Annotated in this window: 15 protein-coding genes; 3 read left to right on the top strand and 12 right to left on the bottom strand. The window is 44.3% G+C overall.

Annotation, left to right across the window (positions count from 1 at the left end):
* Positions 1-122: 122 nt before the first annotated feature.
* From Q4519_RS06575 to ectB, 3 genes are read right to left on the bottom strand one after another with little or no spacing between them, the layout of a single operon-like run.
* Positions 123-524: an ectoine synthase gene (locus tag Q4519_RS06575; RefSeq protein WP_232803938.1), complete on the bottom strand. Its 402-nt coding sequence runs from the start codon at positions 522-524 to the stop codon at positions 123-125.
* 12 nt (positions 525-536) lie between these two features.
* Positions 537-773 carry a hypothetical protein gene (locus tag Q4519_RS06570; protein ID WP_232803939.1) on the bottom strand — a complete coding sequence of 79 codons (237 nt, stop codon included), beginning with the start codon at positions 771-773 and terminating at the stop codon, positions 537-539.
* Positions 774-785: 12 nt separating this feature from the next.
* Complete coding sequence (gene ectB / locus Q4519_RS06565) at positions 786-2,594, bottom strand: diaminobutyrate--2-oxoglutarate transaminase (protein WP_232803954.1); 1,809 nt, start codon at positions 2,592-2,594, stop codon at positions 786-788.
* 452 nt (positions 2,595-3,046) lie between these two features.
* On the opposite strand from ectB, the gene Q4519_RS06560 reads away from it, so the two are divergent.
* Positions 3,047-3,589, top strand: coding sequence for a MarR family winged helix-turn-helix transcriptional regulator (locus Q4519_RS06560; RefSeq protein ID WP_303510933.1), 543 nt, complete (start codon positions 3,047-3,049; stop codon positions 3,587-3,589).
* Positions 3,590-3,650: 61 nt separating this feature from the next.
* Here the strand turns inward: Q4519_RS06560 and Q4519_RS06555 are convergent, their stop codons facing one another.
* Positions 3,651-5,252: a trypsin-like serine protease gene (locus tag Q4519_RS06555; protein WP_303510931.1), complete on the bottom strand. Its 1,602-nt coding sequence runs from the start codon at positions 5,250-5,252 to the stop codon at positions 3,651-3,653.
* A 564-nt stretch (positions 5,253-5,816) separates the two neighbouring features.
* Positions 5,817-6,818 carry a GTP-binding protein gene (locus Q4519_RS06545; RefSeq protein ID WP_303510929.1) on the bottom strand — a complete coding sequence of 334 codons (1,002 nt, stop codon included), beginning with the start codon at positions 6,816-6,818 and terminating at the stop codon, positions 5,817-5,819.
* Between the two features lie 155 nt (positions 6,819-6,973).
* On the opposite strand from Q4519_RS06545, the gene Q4519_RS06540 reads away from it, so the two are divergent.
* Together Q4519_RS06540 and Q4519_RS06535 are read left to right on the top strand one after the other, a co-directional pair.
* On the top strand, positions 6,974-7,516 hold the full coding sequence (locus Q4519_RS06540; protein WP_232803943.1) for a LapD/MoxY N-terminal periplasmic domain-containing protein: 543 nt from the start codon (positions 6,974-6,976) through the stop codon (positions 7,514-7,516).
* Positions 7,516-8,445 (top strand): TAXI family TRAP transporter solute-binding subunit, encoded by a 930-nt coding sequence (locus Q4519_RS06535; RefSeq protein ID WP_303510927.1) that lies wholly within the window; start codon positions 7,516-7,518, stop codon positions 8,443-8,445. The genes Q4519_RS06540 and Q4519_RS06535 overlap by 1 nt, the downstream gene beginning before the upstream one ends.
* Before the next feature lie 52 nt (positions 8,446-8,497).
* On the opposite strand, the gene Q4519_RS06530 is transcribed toward Q4519_RS06535, so the two are convergent.
* The 7 genes from Q4519_RS06530 to Q4519_RS22410 form a co-directional block, all read right to left on the bottom strand.
* Positions 8,498-9,190, bottom strand: coding sequence for a transglutaminase-like cysteine peptidase (locus Q4519_RS06530; protein ID WP_232803945.1), 693 nt, complete (start codon positions 9,188-9,190; stop codon positions 8,498-8,500).
* Between the two features lie 183 nt (positions 9,191-9,373).
* Positions 9,374-10,078: a purine-nucleoside phosphorylase gene (deoD, locus tag Q4519_RS06525; RefSeq protein ID WP_303510924.1), complete on the bottom strand. Its 705-nt coding sequence runs from the start codon at positions 10,076-10,078 to the stop codon at positions 9,374-9,376.
* A 60-nt stretch (positions 10,079-10,138) separates the two neighbouring features.
* On the bottom strand, positions 10,139-10,909 hold the full coding sequence (gene deoC / locus Q4519_RS06520; protein WP_232803947.1) for a deoxyribose-phosphate aldolase: 771 nt from the start codon (positions 10,907-10,909) through the stop codon (positions 10,139-10,141).
* A 367-nt stretch (positions 10,910-11,276) separates the two neighbouring features.
* Positions 11,277-12,077: a TatD family hydrolase gene (locus Q4519_RS06515; RefSeq protein WP_303510922.1), complete on the bottom strand. Its 801-nt coding sequence runs from the start codon at positions 12,075-12,077 to the stop codon at positions 11,277-11,279.
* 105 nt (positions 12,078-12,182) lie between these two features.
* Positions 12,183-13,772 carry a peptide chain release factor 3 gene (prfC, locus tag Q4519_RS06510; protein WP_232803949.1) on the bottom strand — a complete coding sequence of 530 codons (1,590 nt, stop codon included), beginning with the start codon at positions 13,770-13,772 and terminating at the stop codon, positions 12,183-12,185.
* Positions 13,773-13,936: 164 nt separating this feature from the next.
* The gene (locus Q4519_RS06505) at positions 13,937-14,935 is read right to left on the bottom strand and encodes an L-threonylcarbamoyladenylate synthase (RefSeq protein ID WP_303510918.1); all 999 of its coding nucleotides are present in this window, start codon (positions 14,933-14,935) and stop codon (positions 13,937-13,939) included.
* Between the two features lie 12 nt (positions 14,936-14,947).
* The gene (locus tag Q4519_RS22410; protein WP_369293053.1) at positions 14,948-15,199 is read right to left on the bottom strand and encodes a DUF6671 family protein; all 252 of its coding nucleotides are present in this window, start codon (positions 15,197-15,199) and stop codon (positions 14,948-14,950) included.
* Between the last annotated feature and the right edge of the window lie 213 nt (positions 15,200-15,412).

Here is a 15,412-nt window from a genome sequence, read left to right as displayed (position 1 = left end):
TTCCATTACAATGGCGAAGGTGAATGGCTCACCTCACTAAGCTTTCACAACAAACTAAGATTGCGACCTTAGTTTGTTGATTTGATGTAATGGAAGGAATGCGAGAGGGGAAGGTTGGGGAATTAGACGACTTCTTCAGCCTCTAACTCATACGCACCCTCTGCGTTGTGCACTTCTTTACCATTTAAAGGAGGATTAAACACACAAGCTAATTGCATTTCTTCGCTGCAACGTAAAATATGCTTGTCGTGCTTATCTAAGATGTACAGTGTTCCTGGCGCGATAGCGTGTTTTTTACCGTCTTCCAAACTTTCAATTTCACCCGTTCCAGAAATACAGTAAACCGATTCTAGATGGTTTTGATAATGCATCTGAAAATCAGCACCTTTGTAAATAGTGGTGATGTGGAAAGAAAAGCCCATGTTGTCTTGCTTAAGCAACATGCGCGTGCTTTCCCAGTTGCCATCAGGTGAAACAATACGGCGATTAGATTGGTTAGCTTCTGCTAGGTTACGAAGGATCATGATTAGTTCTCTTTAATTTTCTATTAGCATCACGGCCATAGGATCCCTTGCGGTTAAAGTGGCAATATCACGGGCTGATATTGCGATGCTATCGCCCGCTCTCACTTTCAGTCGTGTCGAGCACGACATCACGCGAAGAAATCCATGACCACGAATACAAGTTAATTGGTATGAGCCAGACAATCGGTGATCAATTGGCAATAACTTCCTTTCACCTGGCTCAACTTGTATCGAATAAGGTTGTGGCATTTTCAATCGGCCTTAAGAGGCTTCAAAATAAACCACTGATTCCGGAATATCGTCAGTCTTGGCACATACTTCTTTGATCGCCGACTCAACAATATCAATCCCTTTTCTCAGGTTGTCATCACTGATAGTCAATGGGCAGAAGAACTTAACAATATGGTCGTCTGCGCCACTGGTTTCAATAATCACACCTTTAGCAAACGCAGCCTTAGTGATCTTGCCAGCTATCTCACCGTTAACACAGTTGATGCCTTGGAATAAACCACGACCTTTAATATTGAAGTTACCGGTGCCGTATTTCTCAACAATCTCGGTTAGGCGCTCGGTGATGTAACGGCCTTTACGCTTAATGTCGTTTGAGAATTTATTGTCTGACCAGTAGTGATCAATCGCTGATTTAGCAGCAACAAAAGCAAGGTTATTACCACGGAAAGTACCGTTGTGCTCACCTGGTTTCCATTGGTCTAGCTCTGGCTTCATTAACACCACAGCAAGAGGCAAGCCGTAACCACCTAATGATTTCGACAAGGTAATGATGTCTGGCTCAATACCCGCTTCTTCAAAGCTAAAGAAGTCGCCGGTACGACCACAGCCCGCTTGAATATCGTCAACAATTAACAGAATGCCATGTTTACGACACACAGTTTGTAAGTTACGTAACCACTCAATGCTGGCCGTGTTAATCCCACCCTCACCTTGTACCGTTTCAACAATCACAGCAGCTGGCGAGTTAATACCACTACTTGAATCACTAAGTACCTTGTCTAAGTATTCAGTGGTGTCGATGTTGTCACCTAAGTAACCATCAAATGGCATTCTGTGTATACCACTTAGGCTCACACCTGCTGCGTTACGATGGTGCGAGTTACCTGTTGCGGCCAATGCACCAAGGCTTACACCGTGGAAACCATTGGTAAAGGTAACAATGTTTTGCTGACCTGTTACGTTACGTGCAATTTTCATTGCCGCTTCAACTGCGTTAGTACCCGTTGGGCCTGTAAACTGCATCACATATTCCATGCCACGCGGTTTTAAAATTTTATCATTGAAGGTATGTAAAAATTCACCTTTCGCCTTAGTGTGCATATCTAGGCCGTGAGTAATACCATCATCTTTAATGTAGTCGAGTAGGGTTTGCTTAAACAGATCATTGTTATGACCGTAATTTAACGTACCTGCACCAGCAAGAAAGTCTAAGTAGCGGTTACCAAACTCATCCCACATAAACTCGCCTTTGGCGCGGTTAAATATGCGTGGAAATGAGCGCGCGTAACTTTGCACTTCTGATTCCATATCAGCGAAAATCTGCATCGCTTCACCGCTATGATTAACGGGCTGATTGTTGAATGGACCAATGCGAACTAACGACTCTGAAGGATGTTCACCTTCAAAATGTTGTTCTTTTTTCAGCCATACTGACGATGTCATCTCAGCTGACAGTTTATTTGAAAACGCTTCAAATAATGCCCAAGACGCAAGGTTGTCTTGAGTAATAGTTGTTTCAATATAGTGCACCCCTTTACAGTCGGTGCGATCAAGAATGTGCTGTAGCATGTCTGATGCTAAGCCTTGACCACGTACTGAAGTAGACACAGCAACTTGCCAGATAAACAACGTATCGGGACGCTCTGGTACTAAGTAACCAGAAATAAAGCCCACTAATTCATCATCAAGTTTTGCGGCTACTGAAGTACTTAAAAAGTGACCACATTGAAGAAAATTACAGTATCCAGAGTTTGTATCTAAAGGCGGACAAGATGCAACTAGTCGAGAAACGGCCATGCCATCTTCTAAATCTGGCTGGGTTAACACTATATTTTGCATAGTAGACAAAACAACTCCTTATAAGTATTTCAATCAAGTGAAGTTAAATAATCTTTATAGAAGTAAATAAATTTAGCTACGTAAGCCTCGGATAAATCCAAAAATCCAACTTAAATCTATAAAAATAACTTAGAACACGAAACATAGTACACTATGCATCTATTTTTCTCTAGCCCCCCACCGGGCCTCAACCCGAGATTACCTTTGTGATCGCCCCCACAAACAATCCGTTTTTTTCACTATTTTGGTGCAAGCAAAGCCAAGCCAGACTTGAGATAGAGACCGATTTGGAAAAAGTTTAAATATGCAAGGAAATAAAGCGAAAAAAAATTTTATTAATTTTTCATTACGCACTTTTTTAGCCTTGCTTGAAGCGCATCTGATAATTAATTTATTTAGACATATAAACAATTGGCGATATAATCGGGAAAATTTTTAACCGAGAACGTAATTTGAATAGTATTGATGAAGTGTTGGTCGCATTGCGCCGTGTAATACGCGCGACAGATCTCCATTCTAAGCATCTTGCCAAAACCACGGGGTTAACGGCGCCGCAAATTTTGTTGCTACAAACCATTCGTGATAAAGGCCAAGTCACCATAGGTGAAATAGCCAATGAGATGAGCTTAAGCCAAGCGACCGTGACCACGATCATAGATAGATTAGAAAAGCGTAACTTGGTATATCGCCAACGCTCACAAACCGATAAACGTAAGGTTCATGCGTTATTAACCGATGAAGCCGTAGACGTGCTCAAAGGCGCTCCGATCCCATTGCAAGATCACTTCGCACGCCAATTTAATGGCTTAGAAGAATGGGAGCAAACCATGATTATTTCGTCATTGCAGCGTGTGGCTCGAATGATGAACGCACAAAACATTGATGCGTCCCCCATGCTAGATCTTGGCATGCTTGATCGTAGCAGCACCCCTTTTGAGAAGTTAGATACGACTTCTGCTGTGTCAAAAACTAATACAGATAGTACCAGTAAATAATAACAAGCCGAGGCTGAAGCATCTCGGCTTAGTATTAAGTAACGATATTTGTTTCAAAAGTTTACAATTTAGACCACGCATCATTCCATGCGCGCCCCTTACCAGGCTCATAAGCTGAACCACTGCACCATAAACCAAATGGCCAACCTTTACATTGGTAAGCTACACCGTCGTTTAGTACTTTATCGCCCGGACCGAATGAGCTGCCCGCAACATAATTAGGTAAGTGAGATGGTGGTTGAGTTGGTGTTATTGTTGGCACAATTGTTGGCGTGACCGTCGGGACAGGCGTTGGCTCTGAAGTAGGCGCTACGGTTGGATCTGGCGTTGGCGTGCTGTCACAGTTTGCCGAACCTATTTCTAGCCAAACACCCCAAGGCCCAGACTCCGCGGGGTAATCACCTTGTGTCCACCACTTAGCCTGCCATTGTTTACCGGCCCAAACAACTGTTTCCTTTGCGTAGTAAACACTGCCAGATTTCCACTCTTCACTACAGTTGCCTGTGGGTGGGGGTGTCGGCGTAACTTCTTCTCTTACTACTGCAGTTACAGTAGCTTGATAGGCCGTACTGTTTTTATCAATACCAAAGTTTAGGTTAACTTCTGCGCTGCCTGGCTTTTGGCCACCAAACTCTACTGCAATGGTACAGTCAGTGTTAGGTTGTAAGGTATGAGCAGTACAATTATCTTGTGTAATAACAGGAGTTGTCGCTACGCCTGATTCAGATACATTTAAGCTATCAATGGTAAATTCAACATTACCAGTGTTGCTCAGTTTAAAGTCGTGACGCTTAGTTTCACCTAAGTTAAAAGCACTTAACGATTGGTTTAGTACATAACCCACCGCAACAAGATCGGTTTGGCCATCGTCAATGATAGAATCGACCCAAGGACGTAATGCTGCAATATCACTATAAACGCCATACTGGCCGGGACGAGCGCAACCAATCCCCCAGCTTACAATACCTAACTGAGTAACAACGCCACCTTGATTGATTACAATAGGACCCCCACTGTCACCTTGGCAGGAGTCTTTACCACCTTGTGGGAAGCCAGCACAAAATGCTACATCACCCACGTTTTGATAACTGCCGCCCGCTTGTTGGCATAAGGCATCTGACACTAAAGGCACATCCACTTCTTGTAACACAGTGGGTGATAAACCACCTTCTTGAACTCGGCCTAACCCTGCCACCGTTAATAAATCACCTTCACGTACATACTGGCTTAATGTACCTTGGGCTATTTGCACGTTTTGTGCTTCAGGTAGTTGGCGATCTAACTTTAAAATTGCAATGTCGTTGGCTAACGTTGCGGTATTGTATTGTGGGTGAATAAAAATTTGGCTAACGTTAGCGCGCTGTCCATCAGCGGCTGCATAATTGTAACCACCAACTTTAACCGCTACTTGGCTTGGAGAGTCGCCAACGACACAATGCGCCGCCGTTAATACATAGGCATTACCTAAATAACTTGCGCCGCAGTATGAGCGATTGCCTTGCCGACTCACCAATTGCGTGTAAAAACCCCAGTCCTCTTGGTTGGCATTATCACCACCAACAATTCTTGGCGTGACTACCTGATCATCAAGCTCGGCAGCCATTACTTGAACTGGCGCTAACAAAGCTGCAACTACTGTTGCTAATGCAGTTCTTTTAAACATCCGTGTGCTATTCAATTTATATTCCTTATAAATAATTGATTTATTCAAAGCAAACGAATGATAGTTAGCTAATGCAAAGACAACAAGTTGGAAAAGTATGAGTTTTAACCGTTAAAACGACTAGCTCATCACAAAACTAAAAATGCAAGACAGTGATCCTGAGATGATTGTCGAGTGATTAAGTTTAGGCTCTTCACTTAGTAACCAATTTCATATAACGACCAGAGTAAATGGGTTTTAGGTAATAAAAGTATGTATCTGCTCAGATGGCATCTAGGGTCTGTTGATCTTTTGTGCTGGTTTTTGCAGCGGTTTGTTGGGGATTTATACAAAACGTTCGTTGTGGCCAGCACTTTTGTGGCATAGTGAACTACGCGAAAAGGCGCTAACGCAGTAGAAATGACCAACAAACGCTGTCCTACGGATTCGGCTAAAAGCGTTTTGCCCATCGTTGAGCAGTATTTACTTAGAATGCTAAGCGACACACTGCTCACCTTGCTCAAAACGCTTTTAGACAAGGTGTACCCTCTCGAACAAAAATCAACCATCAAAGATCAACAGACCCTAGATAATACATTGCTTGAGTTGGGTTAGTAATTCGCGCTCCATTATTGGAGCATCAGAAATCAATTCTATACGGCTATCAGTCGCATTATCAGCCTCTGACACGGTTATCTCCTGATTAACTTGATTGATAACCTTGATGCCTTGATTAGTCAAAATAACACCTTTCAGCCTCATTACATTTAGTGAGGCTAATAGGCTTAACAGCTTTTCTTTATCAAAGCACTGCTGCTTGGTAAATACCCAACCACAACTAAAAAATTCATTTTGTTGTGCAGTAAAATAACTCACATCCTCAGCCAAAGGTAACGCAATGGCAGAGTTAATATTTGCTTCATTGTTCTGCGGTTTAAACAACTTAAAAATGGGGGCTTTAGGCGTCAAGTTTGCAAATTCTGTTAGCCATAAAAAGGGCAATTCTGCTTGGCTTAACACGCGAATGGCTCGTGATTTTTTGGGTAGCTGTTCAGCAACATAAGCTGCCAAGTCGGCCAGCTCTTCGCCTTGGTATAAGTCAGCTTTATTCGCAATAATCAAATCAGCTACTGACAATTGTTGTTTAAAAATATCATGCTCACTATAACGCGCTTGCTGTATCTGCCTTGCATCAACGAGCGTGATCACGCCCTGCATACTTAGCACACCTTTATATTGTGGCCCAGTTAAAGCTTTTAACACTTGCTGCGGATGGCCTAACCCAGTAGGTTCGACCAGTAATCGATCTGGTTGCGCGGCTTTCAACAGCTTATTTAGCGCCACAGCCATCGGCACGCCAGCAGCACAACACATGCAACCGCCAGGAACTTCTTGAATAACCACTTGCTTACTCTGTTTCGCGGTTGCGTTTAGCAAGGCTTGATCGATACCGACCTCACCAAATTCATTGACTAAAATCGCCCATCTTTCATGCTTGGGTTGCTGTGTTAATAAATGCCGAATAGCGCTACTTTTTCCAGCACCAAGAAAACCACTGATAATATGTGTTTTGACTTCTTTAATCATAAAAATCACTAGCTGAGAGTTTTCCTTACAGTAACAACTTCGTCAGTGATCACCAAACCCATAATAAGTCCGATATTTGATTGACATAATGACAGGGTATTTAATAATCAACACTCAGCAACATCGGCAGCCAATAACATTAACAAGGATGGTTTATGCAGCGAATTTTCGGTGCCGCTATTGCCCTAGCGATAGTTGACGCATTATTACTCGCAGGTGCCTTTTACTTACAAGGCGCTAGTCTAGCTCAAGAGCTTAACCTACAGTTCAACCAAAACATGGAATCCTCTCTGACTGCACTGGGTTTAATCCTACAGAACACCCTGCTTGGTGGAGATGAAGTTATGGCTGAAACCATTATTAACGCGATGTTTGATGGCAGCTTATTACAAAGTGTAACGTTAAAGGATCTCGATGGCCTAGTAGCCTTTGAGCGAGTGTTTGCTGAGCCAACGGCAAACTATCCAGACTGGCTAGTCCAGCTATTCCCAGCGGGTGAACTAAGTCGTCACATGGAAATGACCGATGGCTGGAATATTTTAGGCGACTTATATGTTTCCAGTCACCATCATCACCTATATCAAGCTATGTGGAATGTTTTGAGTGCGCGTTTACCTATGCAAATTTTACTGACCTCTTCATTGTGGTTAGTTCAAATTGCTATTCTTTTTTGGGCTTGTCATAGGAAAAACGCATAATGAAACAACTTCTAGCTCCCCTATTATTTATTCTTAACGCTAGTTTTGCTAGCGCTGTTCAGGCTGAGCCAGCACGTAAACTTGTCACCATTGCATCTGGCTCAGATCAGGGTATTTATTTTCAAGTTGCATCCGAGATTTGTCGTTTAACCAGTGCTAAAAAAGCTCAGCATGGCTATCGTTGCGGCGTAATTCCAACTGATGGCTCAGAAGAAAACTTAAAGCTGTTATTAGCCGGTGAAGTTGACTTTGCCATCATACAATCTGACACCTTATATTTCGCGGCAAAACAACATCCTGAGCAATTTATTGGGGTATTGGCCACTCATGCCGAGCCTTTAACCATAGTAACGACGCCGGATAGCGAAATTCATAAAGCGATGGACTTAAATGGCAAAACTCTCAACATAGGTAGTGAAGGCTCGGGCACCAACACGTCATTAAAGCGCCTTGCTGCCAACGTAGACTGGGAGCAAAAGCCAGAGCTGAGAGAGGAAAATAGTTGGGAAGCATTTGAAACATTATGTTTGGGGGAAATTGATGCCTTTGCCGCAATTATTGGTCACCCGAACCGCTTAGTAAACCGCACTAGCAAACGCTGTGATATTCAGTTTGTTAGCGTAAATAGTGCCGCGTTAGTTGATCAAAATGGCAAGCTCCCGCCCTATTTAATGCCGGGTGTTATTCCGGGTCGCTTGTACCGTGGCAATAAGGAAAAAACACCTACGGTGTCTTTCTCAGCTAACTTAGTAACCCGCAAGGATGTCGATCCTGCTTATGTTCAAGCCGTTGCTGAAGCGGTCTTTAGCCAACAAAAAACCTTCGGTAAAAACATTACCGCTTATGCTAATATTTTCCGTTCATTTGAAACAATGACCGGCAGTGCCGTGGTGATCCCACTGCACCCTGTGATTGCGAAAATGAAGTAGTAATTGAATATTAAACCTACTTTGCACTGCAAAGTAGGTTCATTGAAAGAGGTTAAAGAACGGTACGAGGTGACTTTAAAGTCGCACCAGAAAAACGAGACTTAACGCTTTTCCACTCCGACAGCTTATCTGAACTTCCTACCGGCTCACCTTTTTTCGCTTTTCCCATCACCCATAAATGCTTGGCATTAAAACTATAAACGGGCAATAAATCTTTGCGGCGTGATGCTGGGATAATGTCGTATTCAAGATTATCCAAAATAAGTGGATTAGCACGGCGGCTCGGGTAGTAAGCCAATACCATATGAAACTGGTTATATTTAACGGCTTTAACATAGACAAGGCGTAACTGCTCTTCAGCAATCCCCAGCTCCATTAAGCTGTAATACTTGGCGATCGAGTAATCTTCACAATCACCGCCTTTTGCACCAACAAATTCCAGCGGGGATGCCCAATAATCGTTTTTACCCCAAAGTTTTTGGTCTTGAGCGTAAACCAACATATTAAAGAAGTTATTCACTTCTTCTAATTTTTGCTTCTGACTCATTACACTGGCATTTTGTAAAGTAGTAATAAGAGCATCAATACGTTTAATCGCTTTATCGCCATAAGTGTCAGCGATACGACTACGGATTGATTGCTGGCTTAAAAATACTTCAAGCTCAGAGGCGAGCAAATGAGGAGAAAAAAACGAGCCCACACTGACTAACATGCAGGCTATAAGGCCGAAATAACGTTTATGCATGGCTATCCCTGTTCAAGCAAAGCGCGCTACTTCATGTTTACGCGGTTAATTATCTAAAATCATAGCCAAGGAAGCATGAGTTTAGAATGAAAAAAAGGAATAACAGTCACGAAAAAGTATTAAAGATCAGCATACACAAAAAAAGCGCTATAAAGCGCTTTAGTTAAGAGATGTTTTTATGTGTTAGATGAGTGAATCTAACGTCATAATAATCATGTCGTTAAACGTAGTTTGACGCTCATCTGACGTAGTCTGCTCACCGGTACGAATATGATCCGATACAGTTACCACACATAAAGCATTAGCGCCAAATTCAGCCGCAACGCCGTACAAACCAGCCGCTTCCATCTCTACGCCAAGAATGCCCATTTTTTCCATGTAGTCGAACATCTCCGGATCAGGGGTGTAGAACAAATCGGCCGAGAACACATTACCCACTTGTACCGGGATCTCTGCTTGCTCAGCTGCCGTGACAACCTTGCGCAACAAATCGAAACTCGCAATTGCGGCAAAGTCATGATCTTTAAAACGCATGCGATTCACTTTCGAGTCAGTACACGCGCCCATCGCGACAATCACATCGCGTACTTTTACTTTCTCGCTCACCGCGCCGCAGCTGCCAACACGGATCAGGTTTTTCACGCCGTATTCAGTGATCAATTCTTTGGCGTAAATTGAGCAAGAAGGGATGCCCATGCCTGAGCCCATTACTGACACTCGCTTACCTTTATACGTACCGGTAAAACCGAGCATGTTACGCACATCGGTTACTTGCACTGGGTTATCTAAAAATGTTTCTGCTATGTATTTAGCGCGCAGTGGATCGCCTGGAAATAATACGGTTTCAGCGAAATCGCCCGCTTGCGCATTAATATGTGGAGTTGCCATCTTGTGTACCTTAAATGAGTGATGTCATGCAGGCTCAACGCCTGCCAGATAAAATTGAGCCTAGTAACCAGCACCGCTAACATCGTGCTGCACGTCGAGCGTGGTTAATAGATCGGCGAGTAAGCTCGATGCGCCAAAGCGGAAATGCGCCGCGCTGATCCAATCTTCACCTAAGATATCGCTCACTAGCTGTAAATACTGCGCCGCTTGCGCCGCAGTTTTTACGCCACCCGCAGGTTTAAAACCAATATGAGTATTGGTATCGCGGATCACTTCTAGCATGATTTTGGCTGATTCTAAGGTGGCATTTTCGGCCACTTTACCGGTGCTGGTCTTGATAAAGTCAGCTCCTGCAGCAATAGCAATTTCACTGGCTTGCTTAATGAGCGCAGCGTCTTTAATTTCGCCTGTTTCTAAAATCACTTTTAATAGCACCGAGTCGCCACAGGCTTGCTTACAAGCTTTAACTAACTCAAAGCCAATCTCTGTATCGCCAGCAATAAAAGCGCGATAAGGAAACACCACATCCACTTCATCGGCGCCATAGGCCACTGCCGCTTTGGTTTCTGCCACGGCAATGTCAATGTCGTTGTTGCCATGAGGGAAGTTAGTCACGGTGGCGATTTTTACTTGGCCAGCGCCAAGTTCATTTAAGGTTTTACGCGCGATAGGAATGAACCTTGGGTAGATACAAATAGCCGCCGTGGTGCCCACCGGGCTGTTGGCTTGATGGCAAAGTTTGATCACATCCGCGTCGGTATCATTATCGTTAAGGGTGGTAAGATCCATTAGTCCGAGCGCGGTGCGCGCGACTGCTTTAAGATCTGTCATGTCTCTTCTCCATTCATAAAATTTGCATATCGTATGCAGAAACTGACGGACTTGGTTCCTTGAAGACAGTTATCATCATCAAACTGTAAACGTAGCGATGCTGGTATAAAGCATGTTGTTGAATACGTTGTTAAATCCATTTAACCGATCATGATGCTTTAAATTATTTTGCGGCCATCTTGGCCTGCTAATTTAAACTTGTGTCAAAAGTATCAACTTAGTAATGATTATTTCAAAGTATAAATAACTCATCTGTCGCCGATATCAAACACAAGATGCTTACAATAACGCCAGTGGAGCAAGGCTACAAGCCCCTTATCAAGGCGATAATATAAGTTTTTTATAAAGGGTGCGCTTGGTCAAAAAGCTAGATTTTTCCCCTGCCAAACACGGCTTGGCTGTTTTGCCACAAGCCCTTTGCCAACTGCGCTGGTGGCTCATCTCGTAACTCGGCTAAGGCATTAAAAATGAAAGGTAAATTAAGCGGAGAATTGACATTGGCAGTTTGATTGGCGATAGGCATATCTGGGCCATCGGTTTCGAGCACCAAAGCTTCAAGGGGAAAACGTGCAACACTGGCGCGGGTTTTCGCCGCTCTTGGATAGGTGATGACGCCGCCGATACCCAATTTAAAGCCCTTATCAATAAACGCCATGCCTTGCTCATAACTGCCCGAAAAAGCATGCAGCACACCGCCATAAGGGAAATGCTTTAACTCAGATAATAATGACGAAGCGGTTTTACGTTGATGCAAAATTAATGGCAATTTAGCCGCTTTTGCTAATTCAATTTGCAGGCGTAATACGTTTAATTGCAGCACCATCGGCACATCCACCATGGCATCCAGCCCCACCTCGCCAATCGCCAGTGGTTGATAATGTTCAACTAACTGCTGTAATAATGTCATGTGCTCAGCTTGGTAATCGGCGAGAAAATACGGGTGTAAGCCTAAGGCAAAATCAAGCGCGGGATGAGACTGACACAAGGCAATTAAATCTTGCCAAGTGGCCGCTTTAACACCGGGTACTAAGATGCGCTTAACGGTTAATTGAACGGCATCCATTAACAGTTGCTCGCGCACGCCATCAAACTCGGCGAAATCAAGGTGGCAGTGAGTGTCCATCATCGGGCTATTGAGGCTCACTATTTTTCCATGCTTCAATGACACAACCCCTCCATTTCAGTCTCGTTTACCGATACAAAAACAGCGCCAATCGGCGCTGTTTTTAATGAATTCAGTCAGCGCAGCTAAATCACTGCGACTGGGCGGCGATTAATGCTCGCGGGTCTTTCTAAAGCTCACATCAGGGTAGCGCTCAATCGCCAAGTTTAAGTTAACCATGGTCGGCGCAATATAAGTCAGGTTATCACCACCATCTAAGGCTAAGTTATCGTAGGCTTTTTTCTCAAACTCAATCATTTTACTGGTGTTATCACTTTCTACCCAGCGCGCCGTGGCAACGCTAATGCTTTCGTAGATGGCTTCCACCTTGTATTCCGATTTTAAGCGCGCCGTCACTACCTCAAACTGTAGTACACCGACCGCGCCTACGATCAAGTCGTTGTTGCGCAGTGGTCGAAATACTTGTACCGCGCCTTCTTCAGAAAGCTGTACTAGGCCTTTTAACAGTTGTTTTTGTTTCAGCGGATCTTTCAAACGAATGCGGCGGAACATTTCTGGCGCAAAGTTTGGAATACCGCTGAACTTCATGTCTTCACCTTGGGTAAAGGTGTCACCAATTTGGATAGTGCCGTGGTTGTGTAAACCAATGATGTCACCGGCATAGGCTTCTTCAGCGGCGCTGCGATCGCCCGCCATAAAGGTAACCGCATCAGAAATGGTGACATCTTTACCTAAACGCACATGGCGCATCTTCATGCTCTTTTCGTATTTACCCGATACCACACGCATGAAAGCAATACGATCGCGGTGTTTGGGATCCATGTTGGCTTGAATTTTAAACACAAAGCCAGAGAATTTCTCTTCCGTAGCGATCACATCACGGTCTTGCGTGGCACGCGGCATTGGCGCTGGCGCCCATTCCGTTAAGCCTTCAAGAATATGGTCAACACCAAAGTTACCTAGCGCGGTACCAAAATAAACCGGCGTTAATTCACCGGCTAAGAATAGCTCTTTATCAAATTCATGGGCCGCGCCCAATACCAGTTCAATTTCTTCACGCACACTTTCAGCCAAAACAGCACCAATCGCTTGCGTCACTTCATCGTTGTCTATGCCTTTAATAATACGCACTTCTTGGATGGTATGGCCTTGACCTGATTGGTATAAAATCACTTCATCGCGATGAATGTGGTACACACCTTTAAACTCTTTACCACAGCCAATCGGCCAAGTGACAGGTGCACACGCCATTTTGAGCTCTTCTTCAACTTCGTCAAGTAGCTCCATGGGATCGCGCGTATCACGGTCCATTTTGTTCATAAAGGTAACGATAGGCGTATCACGTAAACGCGTTACTTCCATTAATTTACGGGTTCGGTCTTCGACACCTTTCGCCGCATCAATCACCATTAAACATGAATCCACCGCCGTTAACGTACGGTAAGTATCTTCCGAGAAGTCTTCGTGTCCTGGGGTGTCTAACAGATTAACCAAACAGTTATTAAACGGAAATTGCATCACCGAGGTCGTAACGGAGATACCACGCTCTTTTTCCATTTCCATCCAGTCAGACTTTGCATGTTGCGAGCTGCCCTTGCCTTTTACGCTACCGGCGGTTTGAATAGCACGCCCGTGTAATAACACCTTCTCAGTGATTGTTGTTTTACCCGCATCAGGGTGAGAGATAATAGCGAACGTTCTTCGCTTTTTGATTTCATTGAGAAACTTCTGGTCAGCCATTAAATAATTCTTTTCTTTGATAACAGAAATGACAGGGTTAAACGCGCAATTGAAGCGTGATTGCTATCAAATCTATCTGGTTAATTGGTAATTGCTCGGTATTTTCGCTGATCTGGGCGTTATAAACAATCAATGGTTATTAATCAGCCGCCAATCAAAAGCTTTTAGTAAGAAGCCGCGCGCGATAGCCTATCGTTAATCGCCCGCCAATCATCACTTTGCGGTGGTAGCTCAACCAAAATGTTCGCCACGTCCAATTGGTCAACTTGGTATAAGGTGACATATAACTGCTGGCCATATAATGCTGCTTCCCTTGGCATTTCGCGCCATTGCGAGGCAGTTAACCCAGTGGCTTTCGCCTGCGCAATGGCTTGTTCTGACCACAATAACAGGCAAACATTTTGCCCTTGTAACTCAGCCATATCAGCCACCAGCTGCTCAGTGGTCACTAATCGAGCCGGGGTAATAGGCTGATAATGGGCCTTAACATTACCCGGCACCACTTCAACATGCTGCTTTGGCATCTCAACATCACAGCCTAGGGCAACATCCAGCTGCTGTTTCGTGATGGGGCCGGCGCGTAAAATGCGCGGCCGCTCGCTGACTAAATCTAAAATAGTAGATTCTAATCCGTGCGCACATGGCCCGCCATCAAGCACCGCGGCAATGCGTCCTTTTAAGCCTTTACTAACTTGCTCTGCAATAGTTGGGCTAAGTTGTTTATAACGATTAGCTGACGGCGCAGCCAGTCCGCTATCTAGCTGCGCTAATACCGACAAAAACAAAGGATGAGCTGGCACTCTTAAGGCGATAGTATCCAGGCCGCCGGTCACCACGTCATCAACATGAGGCGCTTTTTTCAATAATAAGGTTAATGGCCCTGGCCAAAATTGCTCGGCCAATGCATAGGCTGTCGCTGGAATATCTGCGGCCCACTTTTCAAGGTGTGATACATCGGGAATATGAACAATTAAAGGGTGATTTTTTGGCCGACCTTTGGCGGCGAAAATTTTGTCTACCGCTGGTGCATTGGCGGCATTTGCCGCGAGGCCGTAAACGGTTTCCGTGGGCAAGGCCACACACTCACCTTGTTGTAATAGCTGCACAGCTTGGCTCACTGCTTCATCACCATTTAGCAATAAGGTTTCATAGTTTTGGCTCATGCTTTTTTATTCTCACGGATTACAAAATTGACAATACTTAGGGTCGGCTCTGGACACGGGCTGCGGCTCTGACGAGCGGTAAGCACATCCATCACAAATACGAACCGACAATTTTACCTGATGTGTCGGTAAACTGCACATAGCACAAGGCAGTCCCGGCTGTTTTTCTTTACTCACGAAATTAACTTGTTGGCATTGAGGGCATTTTTCACTAAGTCGGCGCGCTAAATCTTGCCCATCGACTTGGATCTCATTATTTGTCACTCGGGGCTGTATATGACGCGCAAGCCAAACCCTATTAATATCTTATTAGGGTTTAACTCACGTGGTTGCCAAAACTTAACCATTCCATCGGTCTACAACCCGTAATCTATCTGCTCTGGACGGTGCGTGATCCAATGCCACCTTGGGCATTAAGAAGTAGCTTTTTTCTTTTCCATCGAACAGGCTACCCTGACTTTCACTGGTAATGACTCC

The organism is Motilimonas sp. 1_MG-2023, assembly GCF_030547455.1.
GTDB lineage: Bacteria > Pseudomonadota > Gammaproteobacteria > Enterobacterales > CBDFNC01 > Motilimonas.
This window is presented reverse-complemented; position numbering and strand designations above follow the sequence as displayed.

Excerpts from the sequence above, each read along its gene's own strand:
- Q4519_RS06575 (WP_232803938.1), bottom strand. The coding sequence starts at position 524 with ATGATCCTTCGTAACCTAGCAGAAGCTAACCAATCTAATCGCCGTATT.
- Q4519_RS06570 (WP_232803939.1), bottom strand. The coding sequence starts at position 773 with ATGCCACAACCTTATTCGATACAAGTTGAGCCAGGTGAAAGGAAGTTA.
- ectB (WP_232803954.1), bottom strand. The coding sequence starts at position 2,594 with ATGCAAAATATAGTGTTAACCCAGCCAGATTTAGAAGATGGCATGGCC.
- Q4519_RS06555 (WP_303510931.1), bottom strand. The coding sequence starts at position 5,252 with ATGTTTAAAAGAACTGCATTAGCAACAGTAGTTGCAGCTTTGTTAGCG.
- Q4519_RS06545 (WP_303510929.1), bottom strand. The coding sequence starts at position 6,818 with ATGATTAAAGAAGTCAAAACACATATTATCAGTGGTTTTCTTGGTGCT.
- Q4519_RS06540 (WP_232803943.1), top strand. The coding sequence starts at position 6,974 with ATGCAGCGAATTTTCGGTGCCGCTATTGCCCTAGCGATAGTTGACGCA.
- Q4519_RS06535 (WP_303510927.1), top strand. The coding sequence starts at position 7,516 with ATGAAACAACTTCTAGCTCCCCTATTATTTATTCTTAACGCTAGTTTT.
- Q4519_RS06530 (WP_232803945.1), bottom strand. The coding sequence starts at position 9,190 with ATGCATAAACGTTATTTCGGCCTTATAGCCTGCATGTTAGTCAGTGTG.
- deoD (WP_303510924.1), bottom strand. The coding sequence starts at position 10,078 with ATGGCAACTCCACATATTAATGCGCAAGCGGGCGATTTCGCTGAAACC.
- deoC (WP_232803947.1), bottom strand. The coding sequence starts at position 10,909 with ATGACAGATCTTAAAGCAGTCGCGCGCACCGCGCTCGGACTAATGGAT.
- prfC (WP_232803949.1), bottom strand. The coding sequence starts at position 13,772 with ATGGCTGACCAGAAGTTTCTCAATGAAATCAAAAAGCGAAGAACGTTC.
- Q4519_RS06505 (WP_303510918.1), bottom strand. The coding sequence starts at position 14,935 with ATGAGCCAAAACTATGAAACCTTATTGCTAAATGGTGATGAAGCAGTG.